At 60.5% G+C, this 24,454-nt stretch carries 23 protein-coding genes and 1 tRNA gene; 8 read left to right on the top strand and 16 right to left on the bottom strand.

The genetic code is table 11. The features are described from left to right. Nucleotides 1-13: 13 nt before the first annotated feature. From MK6180000_RS18370 to MK6180000_RS18325, 10 genes are all read right to left on the bottom strand, one after another. Nucleotides 14-664 carry an aspartate/glutamate racemase family protein gene (locus MK6180000_RS18370; RefSeq protein ID WP_138936065.1) on the bottom strand — a complete coding sequence of 217 codons (651 nt, stop codon included), beginning with the start codon at nt 662-664 and terminating at the stop codon, nt 14-16. Next, on the bottom strand, nt 661-2,112 hold the full coding sequence (gene hydA, locus MK6180000_RS18365; protein WP_138936064.1) for a dihydropyrimidinase: 1,452 nt from the start codon (nt 2,110-2,112) through the stop codon (nt 661-663). Before hydA ends, MK6180000_RS18370 begins: the two co-directional genes overlap by 4 nt. A 4-nt stretch (nt 2,113-2,116) precedes the next feature. After that, complete coding sequence (locus tag MK6180000_RS18360) at nt 2,117-3,412, bottom strand: NAD(P)/FAD-dependent oxidoreductase (RefSeq protein WP_138936063.1); 1,296 nt, start codon at nt 3,410-3,412, stop codon at nt 2,117-2,119. 23 nt (nt 3,413-3,435) lie between these two features. Then, on the bottom strand, nt 3,436-4,194 hold the full coding sequence (locus MK6180000_RS18355; protein WP_171054687.1) for a DUF1028 domain-containing protein: 759 nt from the start codon (nt 4,192-4,194) through the stop codon (nt 3,436-3,438). 19 nt (nt 4,195-4,213) lie between these two features. Then, nucleotides 4,214-5,584, bottom strand: a complete 1,371-nt coding sequence (locus MK6180000_RS18350; RefSeq protein WP_246040627.1) for an amidohydrolase family protein — start codon at nt 5,582-5,584, stop codon at nt 4,214-4,216. A gap of 1 nt (nt 5,585) precedes the next feature. Continuing rightward, nucleotides 5,586-6,368 carry an ABC transporter permease gene (locus MK6180000_RS18345; protein ID WP_138936060.1) on the bottom strand — a complete coding sequence of 261 codons (783 nt, stop codon included), beginning with the start codon at nt 6,366-6,368 and terminating at the stop codon, nt 5,586-5,588. After that, nucleotides 6,365-7,210 carry an ABC transporter permease gene (locus MK6180000_RS18340; protein ID WP_138936059.1) on the bottom strand — a complete coding sequence of 282 codons (846 nt, stop codon included), beginning with the start codon at nt 7,208-7,210 and terminating at the stop codon, nt 6,365-6,367. The genes MK6180000_RS18345 and MK6180000_RS18340 overlap by 4 nt, the downstream gene beginning before the upstream one ends. Before the next feature lie 73 nt (nt 7,211-7,283). Further along, complete coding sequence (locus tag MK6180000_RS18335) at nt 7,284-8,426, bottom strand: extracellular solute-binding protein (RefSeq protein ID WP_138936058.1); 1,143 nt, start codon at nt 8,424-8,426, stop codon at nt 7,284-7,286. A gap of 70 nt (nt 8,427-8,496) precedes the next feature. Further along, complete coding sequence (locus tag MK6180000_RS18330; RefSeq protein ID WP_138936057.1) at nt 8,497-9,570, bottom strand: ABC transporter ATP-binding protein; 1,074 nt, start codon at nt 9,568-9,570, stop codon at nt 8,497-8,499. 123 nt (nt 9,571-9,693) lie between these two features. Next, nucleotides 9,694-10,611, bottom strand: coding sequence for a LysR family transcriptional regulator (locus MK6180000_RS18325; RefSeq protein WP_138936056.1), 918 nt, complete (start codon nt 10,609-10,611; stop codon nt 9,694-9,696). Nucleotides 10,612-10,713: 102 nt separating this feature from the next. Here MK6180000_RS18325 and MK6180000_RS18320 point away from each other — a divergent pair, with 102 nt between their 5' ends. Both MK6180000_RS18320 and MK6180000_RS18315 read left to right on the top strand, forming a co-directional pair. After that, complete coding sequence (locus MK6180000_RS18320; RefSeq protein ID WP_212751925.1) at nt 10,714-11,649, top strand: N-carbamoyl-D-amino-acid hydrolase; 936 nt, start codon at nt 10,714-10,716, stop codon at nt 11,647-11,649. Then, nucleotides 11,646-12,317: a DUF1028 domain-containing protein gene (locus MK6180000_RS18315; protein ID WP_138936055.1), complete on the top strand. Its 672-nt coding sequence runs from the start codon at nt 11,646-11,648 to the stop codon at nt 12,315-12,317. The genes MK6180000_RS18320 and MK6180000_RS18315 overlap by 4 nt, the downstream gene beginning before the upstream one ends. Before the next feature lie 58 nt (nt 12,318-12,375). Here the strand turns inward: MK6180000_RS18315 and clpB are convergent, their stop codons facing one another. Then, a complete protein-coding gene (gene clpB / locus MK6180000_RS18310) occupies nt 12,376-14,994 on the bottom strand; it encodes an ATP-dependent chaperone ClpB (RefSeq protein ID WP_138936054.1) in 2,619 nt (872 codons plus the stop codon). Between the two features lie 256 nt (nt 14,995-15,250). Here clpB and MK6180000_RS18305 point away from each other — a divergent pair, with 256 nt between their 5' ends. The 3 genes from MK6180000_RS18305 (at nt 15,251) to MK6180000_RS18295 (ending at nt 17,690) form a co-directional block, all read left to right on the top strand. Further along, nucleotides 15,251-15,550, top strand: coding sequence for a hypothetical protein (locus tag MK6180000_RS18305; RefSeq protein ID WP_138936053.1), 300 nt, complete (start codon nt 15,251-15,253; stop codon nt 15,548-15,550). A gap of 78 nt (nt 15,551-15,628) precedes the next feature. Next, a complete protein-coding gene (gene pyrF, locus MK6180000_RS18300; protein WP_138936052.1) occupies nt 15,629-16,327 on the top strand; it encodes an orotidine-5'-phosphate decarboxylase in 699 nt (232 codons plus the stop codon). Nucleotides 16,328-16,433: 106 nt separating this feature from the next. Beyond that, complete coding sequence (locus tag MK6180000_RS18295; RefSeq protein ID WP_138936051.1) at nt 16,434-17,690, top strand: DNA polymerase IV; 1,257 nt, start codon at nt 16,434-16,436, stop codon at nt 17,688-17,690. A 4-nt stretch (nt 17,691-17,694) separates the two neighbouring features. On the opposite strand, the gene MK6180000_RS18290 is transcribed toward MK6180000_RS18295, so the two are convergent. Beyond that, the gene (locus MK6180000_RS18290; protein ID WP_138936050.1) at nt 17,695-18,558 is read right to left on the bottom strand and encodes an N-formylglutamate amidohydrolase; all 864 of its coding nucleotides are present in this window, start codon (nt 18,556-18,558) and stop codon (nt 17,695-17,697) included. Nucleotides 18,559-18,711: 153 nt separating this feature from the next. Here MK6180000_RS18290 and MK6180000_RS18285 point away from each other — a divergent pair. From MK6180000_RS18285 to MK6180000_RS18275, 3 genes are all read left to right on the top strand, one after another. Then, nucleotides 18,712-18,786, top strand: a tRNA-Val gene (locus MK6180000_RS18285). A 76-nt stretch (nt 18,787-18,862) separates the two neighbouring features. Next, the gene (gene ykgO / locus MK6180000_RS18280) at nt 18,863-18,988 is read left to right on the top strand and encodes a type B 50S ribosomal protein L36 (RefSeq protein ID WP_005850168.1); all 126 of its coding nucleotides are present in this window, start codon (nt 18,863-18,865) and stop codon (nt 18,986-18,988) included. Nucleotides 18,989-19,130: 142 nt separating this feature from the next. Beyond that, a complete protein-coding gene (locus tag MK6180000_RS18275) occupies nt 19,131-20,369 on the top strand; it encodes an NAD(P)/FAD-dependent oxidoreductase (RefSeq protein ID WP_138936049.1) in 1,239 nt (412 codons plus the stop codon). A 34-nt stretch (nt 20,370-20,403) separates the two neighbouring features. Here the strand turns inward: MK6180000_RS18275 and MK6180000_RS18270 are convergent, their stop codons facing one another. The 4 genes from MK6180000_RS18270 to MK6180000_RS18255 all read right to left on the bottom strand — a co-directional run bounded on the left by MK6180000_RS18270 (nt 20,404) and on the right by MK6180000_RS18255 (nt 24,352). Further along, nucleotides 20,404-20,940 carry an NADPH-dependent FMN reductase gene (locus MK6180000_RS18270; protein ID WP_138936048.1) on the bottom strand — a complete coding sequence of 179 codons (537 nt, stop codon included), beginning with the start codon at nt 20,938-20,940 and terminating at the stop codon, nt 20,404-20,406. A 183-nt stretch (nt 20,941-21,123) separates the two neighbouring features. Further along, entirely contained in the window at nt 21,124-22,029 is a 906-nt protein-coding gene (locus MK6180000_RS18265; protein WP_138936047.1) for a LysR family transcriptional regulator, read from the bottom strand. A gap of 157 nt (nt 22,030-22,186) precedes the next feature. Beyond that, a complete protein-coding gene (xseA, locus tag MK6180000_RS18260; protein ID WP_138936046.1) occupies nt 22,187-23,740 on the bottom strand; it encodes an exodeoxyribonuclease VII large subunit in 1,554 nt (517 codons plus the stop codon). 51 nt (nt 23,741-23,791) lie between these two features. Beyond that, nucleotides 23,792-24,352 (bottom strand): type 1 glutamine amidotransferase domain-containing protein, encoded by a 561-nt coding sequence (locus MK6180000_RS18255; protein WP_138936045.1) that lies wholly within the window; start codon nt 24,350-24,352, stop codon nt 23,792-23,794. Nucleotides 24,353-24,454 lie beyond the last annotated feature (102 nt).

The raw sequence follows: 24,454 nt of genomic DNA, 5'->3' as shown, positions 1-24,454 counted from the left end.
CCGTCTCCCGGCGCTAGCTCTGCACGGCGCCGATCGCCAATGCGCCCGCCGCCTGCACCGGATCGATCACTGCCATGCCCAGCCGCGCCTCCAGCGCAGCCCGGCGCGGGGCGAAACCTGCACAGCCCAGTACCAGCGCGCCCGCGCCACGATCCTTTAGCTGTTGACCCAAATGCACCGTCTGCTCAAATATAGCGTCCGAGTGGCCGACATCTTCGGCCGAGGCGCTATCCAGTGGCAGCTCATCTACTATACGGCCCAGAACGCCCATCTGGCGAATTCGCAAGCGGTGCCGCGCCACCGATGCCGGTCCCAGTGCGACAATGCCAAAGAGGTCGGCGCGGCCCAGCGCGGCCAGTATACCCGCCTCCTGCAAGCCCAGAACCGGACGCGATGTCAGGCTGCGTGCCACCTCTAGCCCCGGATCAGAAAAGCAGGCGATGACGTAAGCGCTACAGTCTGGCCGCGCCCGCACCATATCCGCCACATTGACGGCGGCGCGCGCAGCATCCTCGGCGCTGGAAATGGTGAGCGGTCCGTGCGGGATGCCGACCGCCTCGAACGGGGGGCCATCGGCTAGCTGCATAGGCGCCAACGCGCGGGTGATACCGTCCGTCACCTGCTGCGACGAGTTTGGGTTGATGAACAATATCGTCCCGTTCATTGTGACCCTTCGGCGGCGCGCATCAGCGCCGTCTCTTTGACTGGTGCGCCGGGCCGTCCGGTCAAATCAACGCGCGAGCGGGCGACGAACCTGCCCTGCCCCTCCTTGGCGTGCAACTGTCCATTCTCGACGATCACAGCGCCGCGGCTCATCACGATCTCGGGCACGCCGGTCAGTTCCATCCCCTCAAGGGGTGTATAGTCCATATTGTCATGTTGGTCCTTTAGCGTGACGGTGCGGACGGTCTCAGGATTCCAGATCGCAATGTCGGCATCCATGCTGGGCGCAATCCGGCCCTTTTTGGCTACGCCAAATATCCGTGCCGCATTGGTCGACGTCAGCGCGACAAAATCCTCAGGCCGCAACCGACCAGCCACGACCCCTTCGCTAAACAGCCATGGCAGGCGCGCGGCGATCCCCGGCATGCCGTTTGCGATCTTGGGGTATGGCGCGTTCGGTCCGTGCATCAGCTTGCCAGTCTCATCGTAGCGATAGGGCGCATGATCCGAGCTGACGCTGTCGAATGTGCCCGTCTGCACGTGCCGCCATAGCGCATCCTGCGTGGCCGTATCCCGCACCGGAGGCGAGCATATGTATTTTGCACCCTCCATTCCGGGCCGGTCCAAATCATCGCGCGTCAGGGCCATGTATTGCGGGCATGTCTCGGCAAACACCATCGCGCCCTCGGCGCGGGCCCGCTGTACCCGCGCAGCGCCGCCAGCAGTGGACACATGTACAACAAAGAGCGGGGCATTCGCTAGCTGCGCCAGCATGATCGCACGATTGATTGCTTCCTCCTCGGCCTGTTCTGGCCGGGATATGGCGTGATATTTCGGGGCAATCATACCGCGCGATGCCAACTCACGGTTCATCCACGCAACCATCGCGTGGTTTTCCGCGTGAACCATGGTCAGAGCGCCGTAATCCCGCGCAACGCTCAGAATATCGAGCATCCCAGCGTCGCCAATATTTAGCAAATCGTAGGTTGTGAACACCTTGAGCGACGTGATGCCCCGCGCAAAGGCACGCGGCAGTTGATCGGTCAGCACCGCCTCGGTCGGGTCCGAAACGATCAGATGGTAGGAATAGTCGATCACCGATGGCGCCGCACGTCGATCATAGGTGGCGATCACATCATCAATCGACTGCCCGCGATGTTGCGCGGCGAATGGAATGAAAGACGAATTGCCGCCAAACGCCGCCGAGATCGAGCCTGACAGATAATCATCCGCCGTCATGATGCCCGACGCGCTTTCCTGCGCGATATGTGCATGCGCCTCTATACCGCCCGGCATGACGAGCCTGCCACCTGCATCTATGCGGCGCGACCCGCCGTCCAGTCGCTCGGCCACGGCCACAATGCGGCCTTCTGTGATGCCGATATCGCCGCGATACTGCTCGGACGCGGTGACGATGGTCCCGCCGTGAATGACGGTGTCAAACTCCATGGCGCTACTCCCGTGCCTTCAATTCGCGGTCGTCCTGCATCTGATACTTTCGCATCAGCATGCCCGCCCCCCATGGTGCGAACGGGCGAAATGGCACCGGCTTGAATGGCAGATCGTCGAACGCTGTCTCGCTGCCGGGCTGCCCCAACATCCGGCGCGCCAGTTTGGTGGCGAAATAGATGCTGCGCGTTACGCCCGATCCGCAATACCCACCCGCCATCCAAACGCCCTCGTAGTATCCCAAGTGGGGTGAGTGATCGGTGGTATAGGCGATTTGGCCGGACCAGATATGCGAGATGGGCGCATTCTCCAGCTGAGGGAAAACACGGCAAAATGCCTTACGGAACGCTGCCGCGCGCGCATCTACTGCCATGCCGCCCGCACCGAACCTGCCGCCAAAGATGAATGAGCGCCCATCGGGCGTAGGTCGGTACCACATGAAAACGCGAGCGGCCTCGGCGTGCATCCGGCCCTTGGGCGTTAGCTCGGCCATCAGCTCCGGGCTGAGCGGGCCGACCGCGCAGGCACCCGTTTCCAAAGGGACGACCCGCCGGTTTAGCGCCGCGCTGCGCCTGTCCGAATAGCCATTGGTAGCAAGCACGACTTCACGCGCATTGATGGTCCCGCGCGCCGTCTGCACGGCGCATCCTGCTCCATCTCGGCGCAGACCCATAACCGCGCAGGGCGCAAATATCTGCGCGCCCGCCTCAACCGCGCGTGCAGCAATGCCCAAGAGAAGCTTGCGCGGATTTACTCCGCCGTCACGCGCATAAACCACACCGCCGCGATAAAAATCGCTGCCAATTTCAGATCGCTGGTCTGCGCGGCTGACGTGATGCGACGGCAGGCCGATCTTAGCCTGAAGCCAGTCGCACTCACGCCCCGACGCCTCGTACTGAGCGGCCGTGCGTGCGCCGCGAAAACGCCCTGTCATTTGCAGATCGCAATCAATGCCCTCATCTGCGACGAATGCCTCAAGATAGCTTAGTGCCTTTAGACCCTCGCCCAGAATAGCAATCGCTTGGTCCTCGCCATAGGTGCGGGTGAGGCCGGTAATCCCCAGCTTGTGCAGACCCGGCCCGACCATTCCGCCATTGCGCGACGACGCGCCAAAGCCCGGCACTTTGGCATCGAATACCGCCACACTGCGCCCGGCGCGCGCCAGATGCAGCGCTGCGGTCAATCCAGTATAGCCCGCGCCCACGATGGCCACATCGACCTTCGCGGGCAGGGCACGCGCCCCCTCTGGAACGCTGCCCGCCGTTTCCATCCAGTAAATCTGCTCACCGCGAAAGGTCATGCGTGCCTCTAATCTGTTAAACCTTACTGCAACGTCCAGTCATCCGCATTGCGCGCCACAGGAAAACGCGCCTCTAGACCCAAACTGGAGATGCGCGCCACGCTCGCCTCAAACAAGCTGCGCGAGACTGGCACCTGATCGGGTGTAAGTGCAACGCAGCGCAGCCGATCTTCGCGGTCGCGATAGGCGGTATAGAGCCCGCGCAGATCCGCCACGGCATCGCCCTCTGATATATCTATGCGCAAATCATAGGTGTCGATCCCATGCTCGCCCGACACGCGCAACGCGGCAGATTTCAGCTGGCCCATGACCTCACCGCCCGCATCGCGGCCCGCCTCCAGCGCGCGCATCAGCTTGTCCGCAAGCGGGCTGGCGTCATTGGCGCCAAAGGCATCTGCCATCGCCGCAGTCACGCCGTCATTATCCAAAATATTTCCCAGCGCGAGGCAGTTCGGCCGCGCGGTATGCGAATAGATCGAGTACATGCGCCGTCCGTGATAGACCGCCGCCCTCCCGCTGGCATCCAGCACGCCGACCTGCCGCCAGTCGATATGTTCGCTAGAGGCGCAGACGCGGGCCAATGCATCGTTAGCCTCAAGTCCGTCTTTCAAAAGTGCGATGCCAAGATCACCAAGACGGCTATCTGTGCGGTGCTGCGACAGGACCGCACCCTTGCCATGAGCCAAGCGCACACAGCGCGATCCGACCGCGAGGTCAGAGGTGGTAATGGCCGCGCCAAAGGCGCCCGTCCGCTCGCACCTGCCGATGATGGAAAATGTCATGGATACACCCCTTTCGGTATCAGACCGGATCACGCGATGGCATCGGCACGCTTGCACCGCTGGCAGCAAATCGCGTCCACATCGCATCGGTCGCCGCCTGCCCCTCGGTGACGGCATCAGCCTCGTTCATCGTGGTCAGGACCCGATCCCGCATCAAGAACCGGCCCGCAACCATCGTATCCGTCACAATACCCGGATGTCCGTAATGCACCAGATTCGAGATTGCAGACAGGCGCGGCGCCATCACCGGTGTCTGCAAATCAATCACCGCCAGATCTGCGCATTTCCCAACAGCGATGCTGCCAATCCCGTCATGGTCCAACGCCTCGGCGCCGTTCAGCGTCGCATAGTTAAAAACATCACCGGGGCCGGGCGTCACCGACCGCTGATAGGCGCCCCTGTGCAGCATCAACGCCGCCTTCATCGACTGAAACATATCCTCGGTCATGTTGTCAGTACTCAGTGCGATCCGCACGCCCGCATCCAGTATCGCCTTCATCGGAAGCGGATGCGGCCCTTTGGCTGACATCGACGCAGGTGAATGGATCAGGCGCGTGCCGCTATCTGCTAGCGTCCTCACGTCGCTGTCGTTGCAAAATGTCCAGTGGACGGCCAGCAAGTCCTCGCCCAGAAAATTGTTCTGCGCGAGGTACTCTGTAGATGTGCAGCCGTGCAGCTTCTCGACTTGGCTCTTTTCGCTGATGATCTGGCTCAGATGGATGGTACGGCGCAGGCCATGTTTGCGCGCCAGCTCCGTCACCTGCCCCAGCATCCAAGGGCTGCAATTGTCGGGTGCATGGGCGGCCATGATGACGCGCACGCGGTCATCCTCGGACCCGTGAAACCGCTCGATCAGCTGCTGGGTGCGCGTCAAAAATGTCTCGCCGAATTCGCGGTCAAATCGGTACGTGCCACTGCCCACCTCGGTGGTGACCGCGTCTGCGCAGCTTTCGGCCAGCCACAGGCGCATCCCCGTTGCGATCATCGCAGGCGCATAATCGGCAACATGTCGCAGCGGATCGACCATTGTGGTGGTGCCGCAGCGGATCGCCTCGGCGCAAGCAAGCCGCGCGATAGCCGCGCGTTCGTCCGGCTGCAACAGGTAGGATGCGGGCACCATATACTGGTAGACGAGGTTGCCCTCGATATCCTCGACCGTGCCGCGCAGGGCCAGCAGCACCGCATGGGTGTGGCTGTTGATAAAGCCGGGGCTGATCAGCCGCCCGGTCATATCAATCGGCTCGAATGCGTCGAAATTTGTCCCGCTCAGATCGTCCGTGATGGCGGCGATACGGCCGCCCTCAATCGCGATCGCGCCGGTGCGCAGAACAGGCACACGCCCCTCATGCGCGACATGAAGCGCGTTTTTCAGCAGGTATCGCCCTGCCATTTCAGGCACTGGCCCGGCCCCGCCAGATCGTAATCGCGGTGACAATCAGCGTCAGTATCACCAGCATGGTCGCCACTGACGCGATGGTGGGATCAATGTCCTCTTGAATACCCTCCCATATCTTCTTGGGCAGGGTCGAGACGTTGCGCACGGTGATGAACAGCACGCCGACAATCTCGTCAAAGCTGACGATGAAGGCAAATATACCGCCCGTCACCATACCCGGCATAGCAGCGGGCAGGACCACAGCGCGCACCGTCTGCCAAACCGACGCGCCAAGGCTACGCGCCGCCTGCGGGATACGGCGATCAAGATTGGCCAGCGCCGCAAAAACCGAGATCGACACATACGGCAGCGCCAGCAAAGTATGCGCCAGTATCACGCCAGTATTCGTATCGATCAGCCCCAGCGTCACCCAAAAGCGGTAGAAGCCTAGCGACTGGACCACTGGCGGCACCAAAATGGGTGTGATCAGAATCCACCGCGCGACAGTCGACGCGCGGTCTGACAAGAACCAGCACCCGATGGCAAAGGCTGTGCCCAGCACCGTAGCGCAGACGGCGACAACAACGCCGATCCAGATACTTGTCCAAGTTGCGGCCATCCAGCGGGGATCTTGGAAATAGGCGGCATAATGCTGTAGCGACAGACCCTCTTTTGGCAGGCCAATATAGCTGGTGTCGGTCAATGATACCGGTATCACCACGAGGATCGGCAGCAAAAGGAACGCCAGAACCATCCACGCGCCAGTCATAAAGAAGATGCGGAAACCCGACGTCTTCATGAGCCACGCTCCAACAACGCACTACGAAGATTGACAAAGCGCGCGGCGATGAGGATTACGATTGCCGTTGCCACCAGCAGCGCCACCGACAGTGCCGAGCCGAGGCCCCAGTTCAGGAATTCCTGAATCTGGTAGGTGATATATTCCGAGATCATTAGGACGCGCCCGCCACCCAGCAGCGCCGGCGTGATGTAAAAACCCAGCGACAGCACGAAAACCAACAGCGCGCCTGACATAACGCCCGGCATCGTTTGCGGGAAATAGACTTTGCGAAAGGCGGTGAATTCGCTGGCGCCGAGGCCGCGCGCAGCATCGACATAGGCGCCCGATATGCCGCGCATGTTAGCCATCATTGGCAGCACGGCAAAAGGCAGCATCACGTGGATCATCGCCAGAACGACGCCGAATTCATTGTGCATCAGGCGCAGGGGGCTATCAATCAGCCCCGCGCCGATCAAACTGTCGTTAACGATGCCCGACCTGCCCAAGAGGACAATCCACGAAAACGAGCGGATCAGCACTGACACCCAGAAGGGCAGCAATACCAGCGCGATCATCAGCGGCTTTGCCCGGCGGGCGAAATTGCTGATCACATAGGCCACGATATAGCCCAGAATCAGGCATCCTATTGTGGTCTGGATGGCAATGCGGAATGTGATGATAAAGCTGGTCGTGACCGCGCTAGAGTCGAACATGCGGGTATAATTCGCAACGCCGGCCTCCGGCTCGGTAAATGAGATCTGCCAGATCCCCAAAAGCGGCCAGATGTAGAACACGATCATGATCGCCAGCGCCGGGAGCACCAGAAACCAGTATCTTAAGCGGTCGGGCAGACGCGGCATGACATCCTCGGGGCTATTCAGGGCAGGTTCAGGGTGGGCGCATGTTCGCGCCCACCCTGGCGTCAAAGCGCGATCAGTTGATCAGCGCGTCGATGTATTTCTCTTCGGCTGCGACTTGGTTTTTGCCGTACCATTCATCGTTATAGAATATCTGCTTGGCCATGTTTTCCGGGCTGGTCGGGTTCCACTTTTGCAGATGCTCGGGCACCAATGGCGCTGCTGCGGGGTTAGCCGGGCCCGATCCGATCAATTCCAGCCATTGCACCTGCAATTCAGGCTTCTGGGTGTGGGCAATGAATTTCATTACCTCGTCGCTACCGGCGGGATTGTTATTCGGCACAACCCACATACCTGGGGCCAAAACGCCTCCATCGAAGCTGGCGGAGAAACTCTCCTCGTCCATTTGGTCCTTGAGAAGATGCGCGCGGGTCGACCAGATATTGCCGATCGAGACCTCCTCCTGAAGAAACAGGTTCTGGCTATCGCTGCCGGATCCCCAGACGATGATGTGGTCGCGGATCTGGCGGAACTTGTCGATCGCGGCATCAATGCCGTCTTCGGTATCCAACACTTGGTAAACTTCTTCCATGGGCACACCCTGCGCCATGGTGGCCGATTCCAGCATCCCGCGGACCGACTTGCGGAAGGTACGCATCCCTGGGAAATCCTTGACGTTCCACACGTCTTCCCATGTCTGTGGCACGTTGCCACCCAGCATCTTGGGGTTGGTAGCCAGCACATAGGAATAGACGTAATTGCCCACCGCGCTTTTGTAAGCGGCCTGCTCCAGCACGTCGGAGCGTTTGACGATGTCGTAGTTGATTGGCTGGATCACGCCCTGCTGCTCAAGAATGATCGCGGTGCCCATGCCGCTGTCGCACAGATCCCAGACTACTGCGCCGCTTTCTACCATGGCGCGGATCTTGCCGCCCGAGGGGCCGGAGCCGTCGACAATCACCGGGATGCCGGTCTCGGCGGTGTAGGTATCAGCCATCACCTTCTGCAGCACCTCCGAGGCTTCTCCGCCCCAGTTGACGACCACGATCTCCTTGGCTTGCGCCATCGCCTTGCCGCTGAGCGCGGGCAGCGCGCCCAGCGCCATCATTGCCGCGACAAAGCCACGGCGCGTCAGCAGGCCTTCTTTGTACCTGTAGGCGGCGATCTCGATCAGGTCGGCCTTCGCCTCGTGGTCAGTGGTATCATTGAAATCGGTCATATCTTAACTCCCCGTTGTTTTTAGTGGCCAGGGCGACCGTGCGCCGCCCCGCGTTGGAAATCATGGTCTTTCAGCCACCCGGCTCCAGCACGACGCAGGCGTCCGCGTCCCAGCCAAAGCTGACGGGCAGGCCAGCGCGCGGCGTCACACCTGCCTTCCATGTAGGTTGCGATATCATCAGCGTGCCGGTCGCCTCATGGTCAACCATCACGAGGCACCGCTCGCCCAGATAGCTAACCTGCCGAATGGTGCCGTCCAGCATCTCTTGGCCCGGTTGATCCAGACGAATCCGCTCAGGGCGCAGCGCTACGTTCAATACATCGTCAGTGGCAGCGGCCCCCGGTGCCATCACCGGGAATTCTGTGTCACCAATGGTGCATGTCAGCGCATCGCCCTCGCGTGCGCTGACTGGTAATTCTAGAAAGTTGGACTTGCCCAGAAAATCAGCCACAAAGCTGTTGCGCGGATGATTATACAGCGTATCCGGCACACCCTCTTGCTGGATGCGACCATCCTTGAGAATCACGACACGGTCGGACATCGATAATGCCTCATCCTGATCGTGGGTGACGTAAATAAATGTAACGCCAAGCTTGTCATGCAGGGACTTCAACTCCCATTGCAGGTCTGCCCGCAGCTTCTTGTCTAGCGCCGACAATGGCTCGTCCAGCAGCAAAACCTGCGGCTCGAAAGACAGCGCGCGCGCCAGTGCAATGCGTTGCTGCTGCCCGCCCGACATCTGCGTCGGCATTCGATCGGCAAACTCTTCCATTTGCACCAGACCCAGGCAGTATTCGACACGCTTCTTGATCTCGGCAGCGGGGCGCTTACGCACCTTGAGCGGAAAGGCGATATTATCGCGCACGGTCATCGTCGGAAACAAGGCGTAGCCCTGAAACACCATGCCGAAATCGCGGTGCTCGGGCGGCTCGCCGGTAATGTCGCGGCCGCGCAGATCTATGCGCCCCTCGGTCAGCGGGGCAAAGCCTGCGATAGCTGATAGCAGCGTCGTTTTACCCGATCCCGACGGCCCCAGAAGGGTGAGAAATTCGCCCTCTTCAACTTTTAAGTTAACATTATCGAGGGCATTCACTGGGCCATACCGCTTGGTTGCGTCCGCGATGGTGAGGATCGTGTCTGGCATGGTCTGAATGCACTTCCCACTTTGTCCGCCGGCAGCTGCCAACCTAAGTTAACTCATGCAAAGCACAGCCATCAACAACTTTGAAATTAAAAAAATGGGCGCATCTATAATACCAAATTATATTTACTCATCAGATGGTGACGGGATCATCTGGAGATGCTCGGCCACATACTGACTGAAAAAGCTCTGAAATTGGAGCGCGACATTTGAGGTTGGAAAGAGCTTTGACGTTGCCGAATATGCCTTTAAGTCCATCACCGGATTGATTGGGCGCAGTGCCATACCCGCCAGATCGCGCCCCGCCAGAGCAAAGCTGTCGACCAGAGCCACGCCCACACCGTTCGCAACCAACTCAAGCGCGGCCATCGTATGGCGCACCTCAAAGAAATAGCGCCGCTCCAGTCCGCGCTGGGAAAACGCGGCGTCGATCATCTGGCCGAGAGGTGTTTCGGACGAATACGAAATGTGACGCGCATGGTTCAGCGCCTCAATCCGTACCACCCGCGATAGCGCCAACTCATGCCCCTCGAGGCAGACGCATAGCAGTTGCGCGTCGGCAATCGGCCGCACCGTCAACGCGGAATGACGTGGCTGGCTAATCGACAGCCCCAGTTCGGCCTGCCCGCTAACCAGTCGATTGGCGATCTGGTCGGTATGGCCCAGATCCAGCGTTACATTCAGCTTGGGCCGCGATTCGAGAAATTTGGCTAGCACCTGCGGCAGGATACGCTGCCCGATTGATGGGGTCGCAACGATGCTCAACCGCCCAGTCATACCGCCGCGCAACTCTTCGATAATCGATGAGACCCGGCGCTGCTGCATAAAAAGGTGCTGCGCCTCCTGCGCGATATGGCGCGCCTCGGGCGTCGGGGTCAGGCGGCCCCTCTCGCGCTCGAACAGGGCGAAACCGGCGAGTGTTTCGACATGTCGGATCATGTTGCTAACAGCCGGCTGACTGACGGCCAGCACCTCGGCCGCTTTGGCTGTGGTCCCCAACTCGATCACGGCGCAGAGCACCTCCAACTGGCGGGCATTGATCACGGCGATAACCTCAACTTATGGTCCCTAGCTAAATTTTTATTTCACACTGATGTCCTCCATGTCTAGCAAACTTGCAACTGCCACAGTTTTCAGGAGAGCCGTATGTCGCGCAGCGAGGTCTTTGCCGTCGCCCAGATGGGGCCAGTTCATCTGGCCGACACCAAGGCTGCGGTCGTTACCCGGCTCATCGATATGCTGCGCGAGGCGCATGGGCGCGGCGCGACTTGGGTAACCTTTCCCGAACTGGCGCTAACTACGTTCTTCCCGCGCTATGTCTATGAAACACCCGAAGAATACGACGTATTCTACGAAGAAGGGCTGCCCTCCCCCGCAATGATTCCGCTGTTCGATGCGGCCAAGGATCTGGGCGTTGGGTTTTACCTCGGCTATGCTGAAAAGGTGCACGAAGGCGGGCGCACCCGCCGTTTCAACACCTCCATTCTTGTCGGCCCCAACGGTGATATCTTGGGAAAGTACCGCAAAATCCACCTGCCCGGCACGGTCGACCCAATTGGCGATTTGGAATTTGAGCACTTGGAAAAACGCTATTTCGAGGTGGGCGACATGGGTTTTCCCACCTTCGCCACGCCCTCTGGCCGGTTCGGCATGTGCATCTGCAATGACCGCCGCTGGCCCGAGACGTTTCGCGTGATGGCCCTGCGCGGGGCCGAAGTGTTCATGCTGGGCTACAACACCCCCACCCGCAACATTCACCATCACGAGCCTGCGTATTTGCGTGAATTCCACCACCGCCTCAGCATGGAATCGGCGGCCTACCAGAACGGCGCATGGGTTATGGCGGCCGCCAAATGCGGGTCAGAGGACGGCTTCGCGATGATCGGTGGCTCAATGATCGTCGCACCTACCGGCGAGGTGGTCGCGCGCGCCGCCAGCGAGGATGACGAGGTCATCACGCATAGCTGTGATCTGGACATGGGCGCATATATCCGCCGTTCGGTCTTTGACTTTGCCCGGCATCGCCGTATCGAGCATTACGGCCCGATTACCCAGCAAACCGGTGTGGAGATACCCGAATGACGTTTTCCCTAGCAGGTCGCTGCGTCGAAACCGGGCAGATCGGCTATGTCGTCGCGACATCCTCGGTCTGCGTGGGCGCGCGGGTCGGCGCGGTCGCGGCCGGCGTCGTGGTCTTCTCGCAGGCCCGCACCGATCCGCGTCTTCATGCGGTCGGCCTTGAGGCATGGCGAAAGATGCCCGGTGATGCGGCCGGCGCGTTGGACGCAATGAAGGCACATGCCGTCGCTCTCCATTGGCGCCAACTCGGCGTCTTTCCGATGCACGGGAGTGCGGCGCATCACACCGGCGCATCGTGCCTCGAACACTACGGGGGGTTGGTTGGCGCACATTCGATGGCGCTGGGTAATTTCCTCGGCACGGACCGCGTTATGCCTGCCATGGTTGACACCTTTGAGGGCAGCAAGGGCCCGTTGGCCCTACGCCTGCTGACCGCAATCCGCGCAGGCGAGACAGCAGGCAGCGAGCGCGAGCCATTGCAGTCAGCATCGCTTGTCGTCATGGGCGCGGACGATTTGAGAGAGGTGGATCTGCGCGTGGATTACGACACCGATCCGCTTGCCAGGATGGGCCACCTATTGGACGACTGGCTGCCCAAGGCAGCAGCCTATCGCACACGTGCGATTGACCCAGACAATGCACCGTCATCGGCGTCTGTCGAAAGCCGCTAACACCTGCGGGAAGGCCATAAATAAGGCCGCGCATGTTGCCATGCGCGGCCTAGCTACATTAGTGGACCACTGCATCTTCGGGCGGCTGCCGCTTGGTGCTACTGAGGCGGTCGCCGATGATCAGGCCGTCAGGGCCGACGCTTACCGTCACAACCGCGCCGTCCATCACATCGCCAGATAGCAGCATCTCGGCCAGCGGATCCTGAATAGCCCGTTGCAGTACCCTCTTGAGCGGGCGCGCACCAAACACCGGATCGTAACCCTCGTCTGCCAGCCATTTCTTGGCCTCCGCGTCCAGATCCAGAGTGATCTTGCGGCTTGCCAGACGCTTTTTCAGGCGCTCCAGCTGAACATCTACGATGCCCGTCATATTATCGCGGCTGAGCCGGTCAAAAATAACGATCTCGTCCAGCCGGTTCAGGAACTCGGGCCGGAAGTGGGCGCGCACCGCCTCATTGACGCTGCGCTTGGCCTCGGCGGCATCCGCCCCTTCGGGAAGCTGGCTCAGCGCCTGCGATCCAAGGTTCGACGTCAGAATAATCAACGTCTGCTTAAAGTCGACGCGGTGCCCCTGACCATCAGTCAGAACGCCGTCATCCAGCACTTGCAGCAACACGTTGAACACATCGGGATGCGCCTTTTCGACCTCGTCGAACAAGACAACCTGATAGGGGCGGCGGCGCACAGCCTCGGTCAGAACGCCGCCCTCGTCATAGCCGACATAACCCGGAGGGGCGCCGATCAAACGCGAGACCGAATGCTTCTCCATGAACTCAGACATGTCGATACGCACCATTGCGTTGTCGTCGTCAAAGAGGAACTCCGCCACCGCCTTGGTCAGCTCGGTCTTGCCCACACCTGTCGGCCCGAGAAATAGGAAACTACCAAGCGGGCGATTCTCATCGTTTAACCCCGCACGTGCACGGCGCACGGCATTTGCGACGGCCTGCACGGCAGTATCCTGACCGATCACACGCTTATGCAGCCCGGCCTCCATGCCCAGCAGCTTCTCGCGCTCGCCTTCCAGCATTTTGGCGACGGGTATCCCGGTCCAACGCTCGACGACCTGCGCAATCTGCTCAGGGCGCACGGCCTCTTCGACCATGACGCCGTCAGATTCGGATTGCTCGGCTGCGGCCAGCTGTTTCTCCAGTTCAGGAATAACGCCGTAGGAAAGCTCGCCCGCTTTGGCCAGATCGCCCGTCCGCTTGGCGTGATCCAGATCAATCCGCGCACGGTCCAGCTGCTCCTTGATGTCGCGCGCGCCTGCGAGCTTGTCACGCTCAGCCTGCCACTTTGCGGTCATCTCGGCGCTGCGTTCCTGAAGCTCGGCCAGCTCTTTCTCCAACTTATCCAACCGATCCTTGGACGCAGTATCGTCCTCTTTCTTTAGCGCCTCTGCCTCAATCTGCTTTTGCAGGATTTCGCGGTCCAGCGCGTCCAGCTCTTCGGGCTTGCTGTCCACTTCCATCCGTAGACGGCTGGCGGCCTCGTCCATCAGGTCAATCGCCTTGTCGGGCAGGAAACGGTCGGTGATATAGCGATTGCTAAGCGTCGCAGCCGCCACTAGGGCCGCGTCGCTGATACGCACACCATGGTGAAGTTCATACTTCTCCTTGATCCCGCGCAGGATACTGATTGTGTCCTCAACGGTTGGCTCGGCAATCACGATTGGTTGGAACCGCCGCGCAAGCGCCGCATCTTTTTCCACATGCTTGCGATACTCGTCCAGCGTGGTGGCGCCGATGCAGTGCAATTCGCCCCGCGCCAGCGCAGGCTTGATCAGGTTGGCGGCGTCCATTGCACCATCGCCCTTGCCCGCGCCGATCAGCGTGTGCATTTCGTCGATAAAGAGGATGATCTCGCCCGCAGCGGACGTCACCTCGTTCAGGACGGCTTTCAAACGCTCTTCAAACTCTCCGCGATATTTCGCACCAGCGATCAGCGCGCCCATGTCGAGGCTCAGCAGCCGCTTGTGCGCAAGGCTTTCCGGCACGTCACCGTTGACGATGCGCAGGGCTAAACCCTCGGCAATCGCGGTTTTGCCCACGCCCGGCTCCCCGATCAGAACGGGGTTATTCTTGGTCCGGCGGGACAGCACCTGCATCGCGCGGCGAATTTCGTCATCGCGGCCGATAATGGGGTCAATCTTGCCCTCCTCGGCGGCGGCGGTCAGGTCGGTCGCGTATTTTTCCAGCGCCTCGTAGGAATCCTCGGCACTCGCACTATCGGCTGTGCGCCCCTTGCGAATGTCGTTGATTGCCTCATTCAGCGTCTGGGCAGATACGCCGCCCGCCTCCAGCGCATCCTTCGCCGCAGACTTCGTCAGCGCCAGCGCCTGAAGCAGCCGCTCGACGGGAACAAAGCTGTCCTTAGCCTTTGTTGCCAGCTTCTCGGCCTCGGCCAAAACCTTGCCGGTCTGCTGGTCCATATAGGTCTGGCCAGCATCGCCCTCGACGCGGGGGATCTTGGCGACGGCAGCCTCATTAGCCTGCACGACCTGTGCAGGATCACCGCCCGAACGCCGGATAAGATTGGCGGCAAGGCCCTCGCCGTCGTCCATTAGCGCTTTTAACAGATGCTCGGGGGTGAGGCGCTGATGGCTTTCGCGCATTGCGATGGTCTGGGCAGCCTGAATAAAGCCGCGCGAGCGTTCGGTGAACTTGTTCAAGTCCATGTGTTGTCTCCTTGCTAAAGCGAAATTCCGGTGGCGCACCCTCATGGAGGCATGAGCCGATGGAAACCTTGAGTTGTATTTGGGCAACAGGAGAGATTGCTTCAAGGCCTCCAACCGCCAAAACTGCGATTTGGTAAACTTTTCGTAACCTGTGATGAAACCGTAACAGGTGTTCCTAAGTTAACATTAAGAAGGGCGTAGTTATCCACAGGCCCTTCACCAACCGGAGAGGCCGGTGCAACGTAGGAGCAGTCCGATGAAGATCGACAAAATTCAGTTCGAAAACGTGCGTTACAACCCCGAATTCGGCGCATTCGAGAGCTTGGTAAAAATCCACGATCATGGCGAGACATTTTCATATCCCGCACAAGTGGCCGCACCTCTGCACGCCGAGTACGGTATAATTGTCCGAGGTCTGATGCAGGCCGCGCGGAACACTCACAAGAAAGCGACCGGCAACACGCGGTTGCATCACGCCGCGCCTCTCAGGGCAGCGACCGTTGATGCAAGCCAGCAAAGCCTGCTGACGCGCCTCTTGGGCAACGCCGCTGCGTAACTTCCAGCGAGCGGCACTGTTGACGCGGTGCCGCCGCGCCGTATGAAGGGGGCGAGCTATTTAACCGGAGCTGCGCCGATGGATCCCGCCCCCGACACCCGCCTTATCGTCGCGCTTGACGTACCAAACGCCCTATCGGGGCTGGCGCTGGCCGAGCGACTGGGTCCACAAGTGGGCTTTTACAAGATCGGTCTCGGCATGCTGACGGGCGGAGGCCTTGCCCTCGCCAATGAGTTGAAGGACGAGCATGGTAAACGCATATTCCTTGACCTTAAGCTATTTGACATAGGTGCCACCATTGAGGCGGCAGTTCGCGGGCTCGCTCAGTTCAATTTGGATTTTCTAACCGTTCATGGTGATCCGCATGTCGTGCGCGCTGCCGCTGAGGGTGCAGCTGGCAGCACAATGAAAATCCTCGCAGTAACAATCCTGACCTCGCTGGACCGCGCCGATCTGGATGCTGGATTGATAGCGCCCGGCGACATCCCCGATCTGGTTGCGACACGCGCGGGACGCGCGTTTGATGCAGGGGCTGACGGTGTCATCGCCTCACCGCAGGAGGCCGCAATGATCCGCGCCCTGCCCGAAGCAAACGGCCGTCTGATCGTGACGCCAGGAGTACGGCCGACGGGCAGCGCGCTTGGCGATCAAAAACGTGTGGCAACACCGGCGCAAGCTATCACAGACGGCGCTGATCACATCGTCGTCGGTCGGCCAATTTGGGCGGCGGATGATCCTGCAGCAGCCGCGGCGGATATCTTGGCGAGCCTGCCCTGACCTACAAATGTGGCGTCAAAAGAGGTTTTATGCCTTCGGCGAGGATATTTTCCGCAAGAAGAATGGGCGGGATTAGCACCCGCCAGATGACATGCTAGTATAGCCAATGCCCGCATTTTGCCGCGATTGTCTGACCGAAAATGATCCCGCGCAGCGTCGCTGCATGGCCTGCGGTCGCCCGCGTGTCGTGTCGCATCCCGAGCTATATGATCTGGGTATCGCGCACATGGATTGCGATGCATTTTATGCGAGTGTTGAGAAGCGCGATGATCCTTCCCTAGAAGGCAAACCTGTCGTGATCGGCGGAGGCCGCCGAGGGGTGGTATCGACCGCTTGCTATGTCGCGCGCATACGCGGCGTGCGGTCTGCCATGCCGATGTTCCAAGCGCTGAAATTGTGCCCCGACGCTGTAGTCATTAAACCGCGAATGGAAGTTTATGCCGCCGTCTCCCGCCAGATTCGCGCCATGATGGAGGATCTGACGCCAGCTATTGAGCCACTGTCGCTGGATGAGGCATTTATGGATCTGCGCGGCACCGCTCGCCTGCACGGTGCACCGCCCGCCATAATGCTGGCGAGGCTGGTAAGCCGGATGCGCGACGAGATCGGCGTGACAGGCTCAATCGGCCTTAGCCATAACAAGTTTCTGGCGAAAATCGCATCTGATCTGGACAAACCGCGCGGATTTTCGGTGATCGGCGAGGCTGAGACGGCAGAGTTTCTGCATGGCAAGCCTGTGCGACTGATCTGGGGCGTCGGACAAGCCGCGCAGGCGTCCCTGGAGGCGGCAGGAATCCGCACGTTCTCGGATCTCCTGCGATGGGAGCGGACAGATTTGCATGCCCGGTTCGGCGCTATGGGCGACCGTCTGTGGCACCTCGCGCGCGGTCAGGATCATCGCCGGGTGGACGCGCGCACGCCGGTCAAGTCGATCTCGAACGAGACGACATTTAACGACGATACCGGCGATCTGGACATCCTCGACGGTCACATCTGGCGGCTTGCCGAGAAGGTGTCAGACCGGGCCAAGGCGCGACAGTTGGCGGGACGTGTTGTAACGCTCAAGCTAAAGCGCGCTAATCACAGCAGCTTGACGCGCCGCCAATCCTTGCGCGATGCTAGCCAGATGGCCGATACGATTTATCGAACCGCGCGCACGCTGATGGATGGCGCGGCGGATCAGGCGCCCTTTCGCCTGATTGGCGTGGGACTGTCAGATCTGGTGAATGAAGGCGCCGCGGACCTGTCGGGGGATCTGCTGGATCCCGGCGCAGTCCAGCGTAGTGGGGCCGAGCGGGCGCGCGATCAGATCCGCGCCAAGTTTGGCGATGATGCGATTCGCAAGGGCCGTGCCCTACGCTAGCGCGCTATTCGGCGGCCAGCGGCATACTAATGGGGCGCCCAATATCGGCCAAGTCAGCGACGATACCGGCCATAAGGGCGCTGAACGCTTCGAAATTGGCACTGGGCGTGATCGTTTTTTCGTCCATGTATAGCGCGCGGTCGATCTCAATTTGAACTGCGTGTCGGCCCTGCGGAGGGCGGCCATAGGCCTGCGTTACATACGCGCCCGCAAAGGGCGTGTTGCGCAGAACGCATAGACCCGCGCGGGTAAATGCGGCCTCAATCCTCTCGGTAATCTCGCGGCTGGCAGACGCGCCGAACCGGTCGCCCAGCACCACATCGGGCCTGCGAGCACCGCTGCGCAAGCATCCGTCTAGCGCCTCGTGCGGCATCGAGTGACAGTCGATCAAGATCGCGGTGCCGAACGCCTCAAACGCGCGGTTCAGCTCGGCCGTCAGCGCCGCATGATAAGGGCGCCAATACAGATCAATACGTTGGCGCGCCTCCGGCATCCCAATTTTGCCGCCGTAGATTGCTCGTCCGCCAGACACGACGCGCGGAATGACCCCAAGGCCAGAGGCGACACGCGGGTTATGCCCCGCATGGCGCACGCCCTCGATCAGGGCCGGGTCCAGTTCATCCGCGCTGCGGTTCAAATCGACGAAGGCGCGCGGCGCCCCGCCCAGCAGAAAAGATGCGCCATGGTGCGGCGCCGTGCCAAAGAGCTGATCGACGAATGCATCCTCGGAGCTGCGCATCGCCAACGCATCCGGAAGCACGCGATCCAGAAACCACGCCGGGTAGTCGCGCGAACTGTGCGGCGACGCAAACACGACGCTGGTGTCGCGTTGAATCGGGGTGTGCAGGTGATAGGCAGCTTTGGGCATGGTTGCTCCGGACAGGAACCCTATGATAGCGCAAAGTTTCCGGCGATCAAAAGCCCTTGATCCTTTGACCGACTCCTTTTATAGACCTCCAGACCGACGCGTGCACTCGCGCCTTGATGTTATTCAAGGTGCTGTGTAAGTGGCGGTATTCATGGGTGATTAGCTCAGTGGTAGAGCACTTCGTTGACATCGAAGGGGTCACAAGTTCGAACCTTGTATCGCCCACCATGAATTCACTGGCCCTCAGGCGGGCCGCCCGCAACCTCAGGCGCTGGCCCGCGCCACGACAGACAGGAGATGAACGATGAAAGTTCGCAACTCGCTCCGCTCGCTGAAGAACCGGCACCGGGATTGCCGCGTCGTGCGCCGCAAAGGCCGCGTTTACGTGATCAACAAGACCCAGCGCCGCTTTAAGGCCCGCCAGGGCTAAGCCGAGCATTGGCCACGTATGTGGTTGAAAATTGAAACCCCGTCTCGGACCCCGAGGCGGGGTTTTTTCATGATGCGCGCACCGCTCTTGCCTGCACAGCGCAAAGCCGTTTAGCTGGCGCAAGTCATCCAAGGAGCTGTCCATGAGCACGCAAAAGATCGTCGTTGTCGGCGCAGGTATCTGTGGGCTGTCCGCCGCGATCTGGCTACGCCGGGCGGGCCATGACGTGACCCTGATCGACAAGGATGGGCCGGGCGCAGGCGCCTCCTACGGCAATGCGGGACTACTGGCCGATTGGGGGATCGTGCCCATCAGTGGGCCGGGCATCGGGTGGACGGGCCTGAAATACCTCATGTCGCGAGACGCGCCTTTGTCGATCCAATGGGGCGAGCTGCCCCGCCTCGCTCCTTGGCTAGTGCAATTTTTGCGCAATTCGACCGACACGCGCACGCGAGAGATATCTACGGCTCTGTCGCAGCTCCTGCATGACAGCACTGACCAGCACCGCGCATTGACGCGTGGCACGCGGGCCGCGAAATGGATTGCCTCCAGCGATTTTGGCTGGGCTTATGCAGACCGCGCCGCGTTCGACAAAGATGCCTACACATGGGCGCTGCGGCGCGAGGCTGGATTGGTACCGGAGGTCATTGAAGGCCCAGCCGTGCAGGAGGCCGAGCCGATGCTAGGCCCCGCCACGCGCTGCTTGGTGCAACTGAAGGGTAGCGGGCATATCACCAATCCGGGTGCCTACATGGCCGATCTGGCAACAGTGCTGACCGATGAGGGCGGCATCTATCGCTGCGCTGAAATGCGGGACGTGACCATGCGGGACGGACGTATTGCCGAGATTATAACTGACGGCGGGACCCTGCCTTGCGACGCGGCCGTGCTGGCCGCCGGTATCTGGTCAGAGCAATTGGCGCGCAAGCTGGGGGTGCGGGTGCCGCTGGTCGCCGAGCGCGGTTTTCATCTGGAGTTCAAAGACCCCACGCAGGTACCACGCATGCCGATGATGATGACAGCGTGCAAATTTGCAATAAATCCGATGGCCCAAGGGTTGCGCTGCGCTGGCATGGTCGAGTTGGGCGGCACGTCCCCCAAGGTATCGCGCCGCCCGCTAGACCTGTTGCGCCGCAACGTGTCGCAGATGTTTCCAGATCTGGAATACACGAGCGTTGAGGAATGGATGGGCTACCGTCCCTCAACCCCCGATAGCCTGCCAATGATCGGCCCGATGGGAGCCAGCGGCGTATTCGCGGCGTTCGGCCACCAGCATATCGGCCTGACCGGCGGGCCAAAGACTGGGCGCTGGGTGGCCGATATGATAGGTGGGCGTGGCAATGCCGAACTGGAGGCGTTTAGCGCCAATCGGTTTGAATGAGGAGCGATCCGAGCTGGCGCAGAAAGATGAACACTTAGCCGATTAGCCCGCGCAAACGCTTCATGCGTTTATCGATCTGCTCACGAAGAAAATCGCTCTTCAAACGGCCATCCTCATCGAATGCTTCGTTCGCCGCCGCGACCAAGATCAACGGGCCATGGACCACGTTCACCTGCAACTGCGTCAGGATGGAATTGGTCATAAAATGCGCCGTCTCGCCCCCTGTGCGCCCGCCGGCGGCGGATAAAATCACTGCGGTCTTGTCTGCCAGCACGTTCGGCTTGGCGCGGCTGAGCCAATCGATCGCGTTTTTCAAAACGCCCGAAATGCCTTTGTTATACTCTGGCGCGCCAATGATCAGCGCGTCCGCACGCCCTGTCTGATCCATTAGCGTTTGGACGGCTGCGGGTATTCCCTTAGCCTCAACATCACCATCGTAGAGCGGCAGGTGCAAATCACCTTCAACGATTTCGGCATCACCAAAGGCACGCACCGCCGCGCCGATCAGCATACGGTTGTAGGATCCGGCGCGCAGCGACCCGCAAAGGGTTAGAAGGGTAGGTTTGCTCATGTGAGGCTTCCTTTTGACGTTTGATCTGACCCCTTATCTGCATCCGCAACGCTCAAAGGCAAGCGACGGCCGCGCACAGCAGCTGTGCAGTGCGGCACGCAAGAAAAAGCCCCGGTCGCGGGGAAAGGCGTCCGGGGCAGGCGGCCATTTCTGGCGGGGAAGGAACTTAATATCTCGGGCGATCTACCATTCGGCAGGGCCCTTGTCCGCAAAGGCGTGGACAAGAAAGTCGATGAACGCGCGCACCTTAGGCTGGGTAAACCTGCCCGGCGGGTAGACTGCGTAGATGCCTTGCGTCTCGACCGGCAGATCAGGAATGACATCCTCGACCAGCCCCTTGTCCATCGCCCCGGCATAGAGAAAGCTGGGCAAATACGCGATTCCAAGGCCAGAAATGGCAGCGTTCAGCAGCGATTGGCCATCATTGACCGACAGGCCCCCGGCTGTACGCACCTGGCGCTTCTCCCCCGAAGGCGCTGTCAGCTTCCATACCGATCCGCCAGCTTGGCTAGAATAATGTAGCAGCTTGTGCTCATTCAGATCGTCAATCTTGGTCGGGCGGCCGTATTTTTCAATATAGCCTGGTGATGCGATCATGCGCTTGGTCGTCTCGGTCAGCTTGCGGGCCCGAAGGGTGCTGTCCTCCAACTCGCCAATACGGATGGCCATATCAAAGCCTTCGGAAATCAGCTCAACATAGCGATTGTTGAGGACCATATTGACGGTGATTTCCGGAAATTCATCTAGGAATGTGCCCAGCACGGGACTGAGGTGATTTACCCCAAAATCCGTCGCGACAGAAATTCGCAGCAAGCCCGACGGGTCGGATTGCATCGAGCTGACCAGCGCATCTGCCTCTCCTGCATCGTTCAGGACGCGCAGCGCGCGGTCGTAATAGGCAAGGCCGATTTCGGTCGGGCTGACGCGACGCGTCGTGCGATTCAGCAGCCGTGCGCCCAGCCGCGCCTCAAGGGACGAGACATGTTTGGACACGGCTGATTTGGAAATGCCCATCTTGCGCGCCGCGTCGGTGAATCCGCCCTGATCCACCACGGTGGCGAAGGCTTCCATCTCTGTCAGGCGATCCATTTCGCGCATCCTTCCGTCTATTACTTCGACGGTCGGTATGCTGGCCAATTCAGGCGCAATAGCGGCGGCTAACGGACAATATCGGGGTTTTGTCGCGGATCGTTCGCGGCGTGGCAACATGGAAACAGTTGTTTTTCAGGGTAATACGTAGAGTTTTCTAAAACAGGTTACCCTGATCGGGCGCCTGCGATTTAGTCTGCTTCGGCTTTGCCTTTGGTGCCGCTTCGTCCAGCGCCAGCCTGCCATCGGCAAACTCGATTTCCAGCGGGCCAGCCTTCTTAGCCGCCTTGCGCGTTGTGATTAAGTCGCCAGCGCTGCGAATCACGGCATATCCACGCTCCAGCGTTGCCTTGTACCCCAATGTCTCGCGCAGGCGGTCCAGCGCAGCGATGCGCGTCCTCCAGCCGTCGATCTGGCGCTGCCCGGCTACAGGCAGGCGCTGCGACACGCGGTCCAGCTCGGCACGCTTGGCTGCAATGCTGTCGCTGGGCACGCGGGCCGCGAATCGCGCGGCGATGGTATCCAAACGGCGACGATCATCGCGGGTGCGGCGCTGCAATGCGCCGCCCATCCGCTCGGACGCAGCTGCCAGCCGCCGTTTGTCGCCCTCGATCATGCGGCGCAGGACGCCGAGCCGCAGCGCGCCGCCCGCCTCGGACAGCGCAACGCGCCGCATCTGAACGCCGCGGATCAGCGCCGCAGGCAGACGGTCACCCCAGACGTCCAGCCGTTGGCGGGGGCTATCCAGCAGCACCTCAATTCGCGGCAGCGCACGGGACAGATCCCGCAGGCGCTGGCCACGCTGCGCCACACCGCCACTGAGCGCTTGGATCAGCCGCCCCTCTTGCCCATCCAGCCACGCCAGCAACTCTAGCCGCACAGGCACGGCCAGCTCGGCAGCAGCGGTTGGCGTCGGTGCGCGCTTGTCGGACGCAAAGTCGATGAGGGTGGTGTCCGTCTCGTGTCCAACGGCAGAGATAAGGGGAATCTCACTTGCCGCCGCCGCACGCACGACCGATTCCTCGTTAAAGCCCCAGAGATCCTCAATCGAGCCGCCACCACGCGCGACGATAATCAGGTCAGGCCGGGGCAGCGAGCCGCCGGGCGTCATGGCGTTGAACCCCTCAATCGCGCGGGTGACCTCGCCTGCGCACCGCTCGCCCTGAACGGCAACGGGCCAAATCAGCACCTTGCGCGGGAAGCGGTCGCGCAGGCGGTGCAGGATATCGCGGATCACGGCGCCCGAAGGCGAAGTGACGACGCCGATAATTTCGGGCAGATAGGGTAATGGTCGCTTGCGGTCTGCATCAAACAGACCTTCGGAAGCCAGCGCCGTCTTGCGCTTCTCCAGCATCGCCATCAGCGCGCCGGCGCCTGCTGGCTTTATATCCTCAATGACGATTTGATAGCGCGATTGTCCGGGGAACGTGGTCAGGCGCCCGGTTGCGACCACCTCCATCCCCTCTTCGGGCTGGACGGGCAAGCGGCCTGCAACCCCTTTCCAGATTATGCCGTTGATGACAGCGCGATCATCCTTGAGGTCCAGATAGATGTGTCCCGATTTAGGTCGGGACACGCGCCCGATTTCGCCCTTGACCCGCACATGCGAAAACTCGCCCTCAATCAGGCGCTTGATCGCGCCCGAAAGGTCCGAGACTGAGAATTCTGGCGCATTTTCGCCGGGATCGGGATCATCAATAAGATCTGACATGATCCATCAATGCCCGATCCCGGCGCAGTTGAAAAGATCGCTCAACAGCGATTAAGCCGCGCGTGACGTATGCTTGCCCTCGGCGATCTCTTCGATCAGCTTAGCGCAAAACGCGGGCAAATCGTCAGGATTGCGGCTGTTCACTAGCGCTTTGTCGCAGACAACTTCGCTGTCCTGCCACTTGCCGCCTGCATTTTCGACGTCTTTGCGGATCGAACTGTATGAGGTGACAGCGCGGCCCTCAATGATATCCGCTTCAATCAGCAGCCATGGTGCATGGCAAATCGCGCCAATTGGCTTTTTGGCATCCCAGAAGGCGCGAACGAATGCGACAGCGTCCTTGTTCGCGCGCAGCGTGTCGGGGTTCATCTGACCACCGGGTAGCATCAGCGCGTCATAATCGGCGGCATCTACCGACTCTAGCGTTTTGTCTACCTTCACCGACTGTCCCCAATCTCCGCCGTCCCAACCGCGGATCTCGCCGCTATCGGGTGCGATGACGTGGACGGTAGCGCCCGCTTTTTTCAGCTCCTCCAACGGCTTCTCAAGCTCCGACTGCTCAAAACCATGGGTGGATAGAATTGCGACTTTGCGGTTTGAAATATCAGCCATAGTGTTTCCTTTCATGCGTTGTTGCATTCTGCCCTAACAACGCGCAGTTGCACCCAGCGTTCCATCGCCGCCCGCTTGCCTGCGCGGCACCTTGCGCCTATT

It is taken from the genome of Roseovarius arcticus, from assembly GCF_006125015.1.
Taxonomy (GTDB): Bacteria; Pseudomonadota; Alphaproteobacteria; order Rhodobacterales; family Rhodobacteraceae; genus Roseovarius; species Roseovarius arcticus.
Note: the sequence above shows the minus strand (reverse complement) of the source record. Positions and strands in the feature narration are given on the sequence as shown.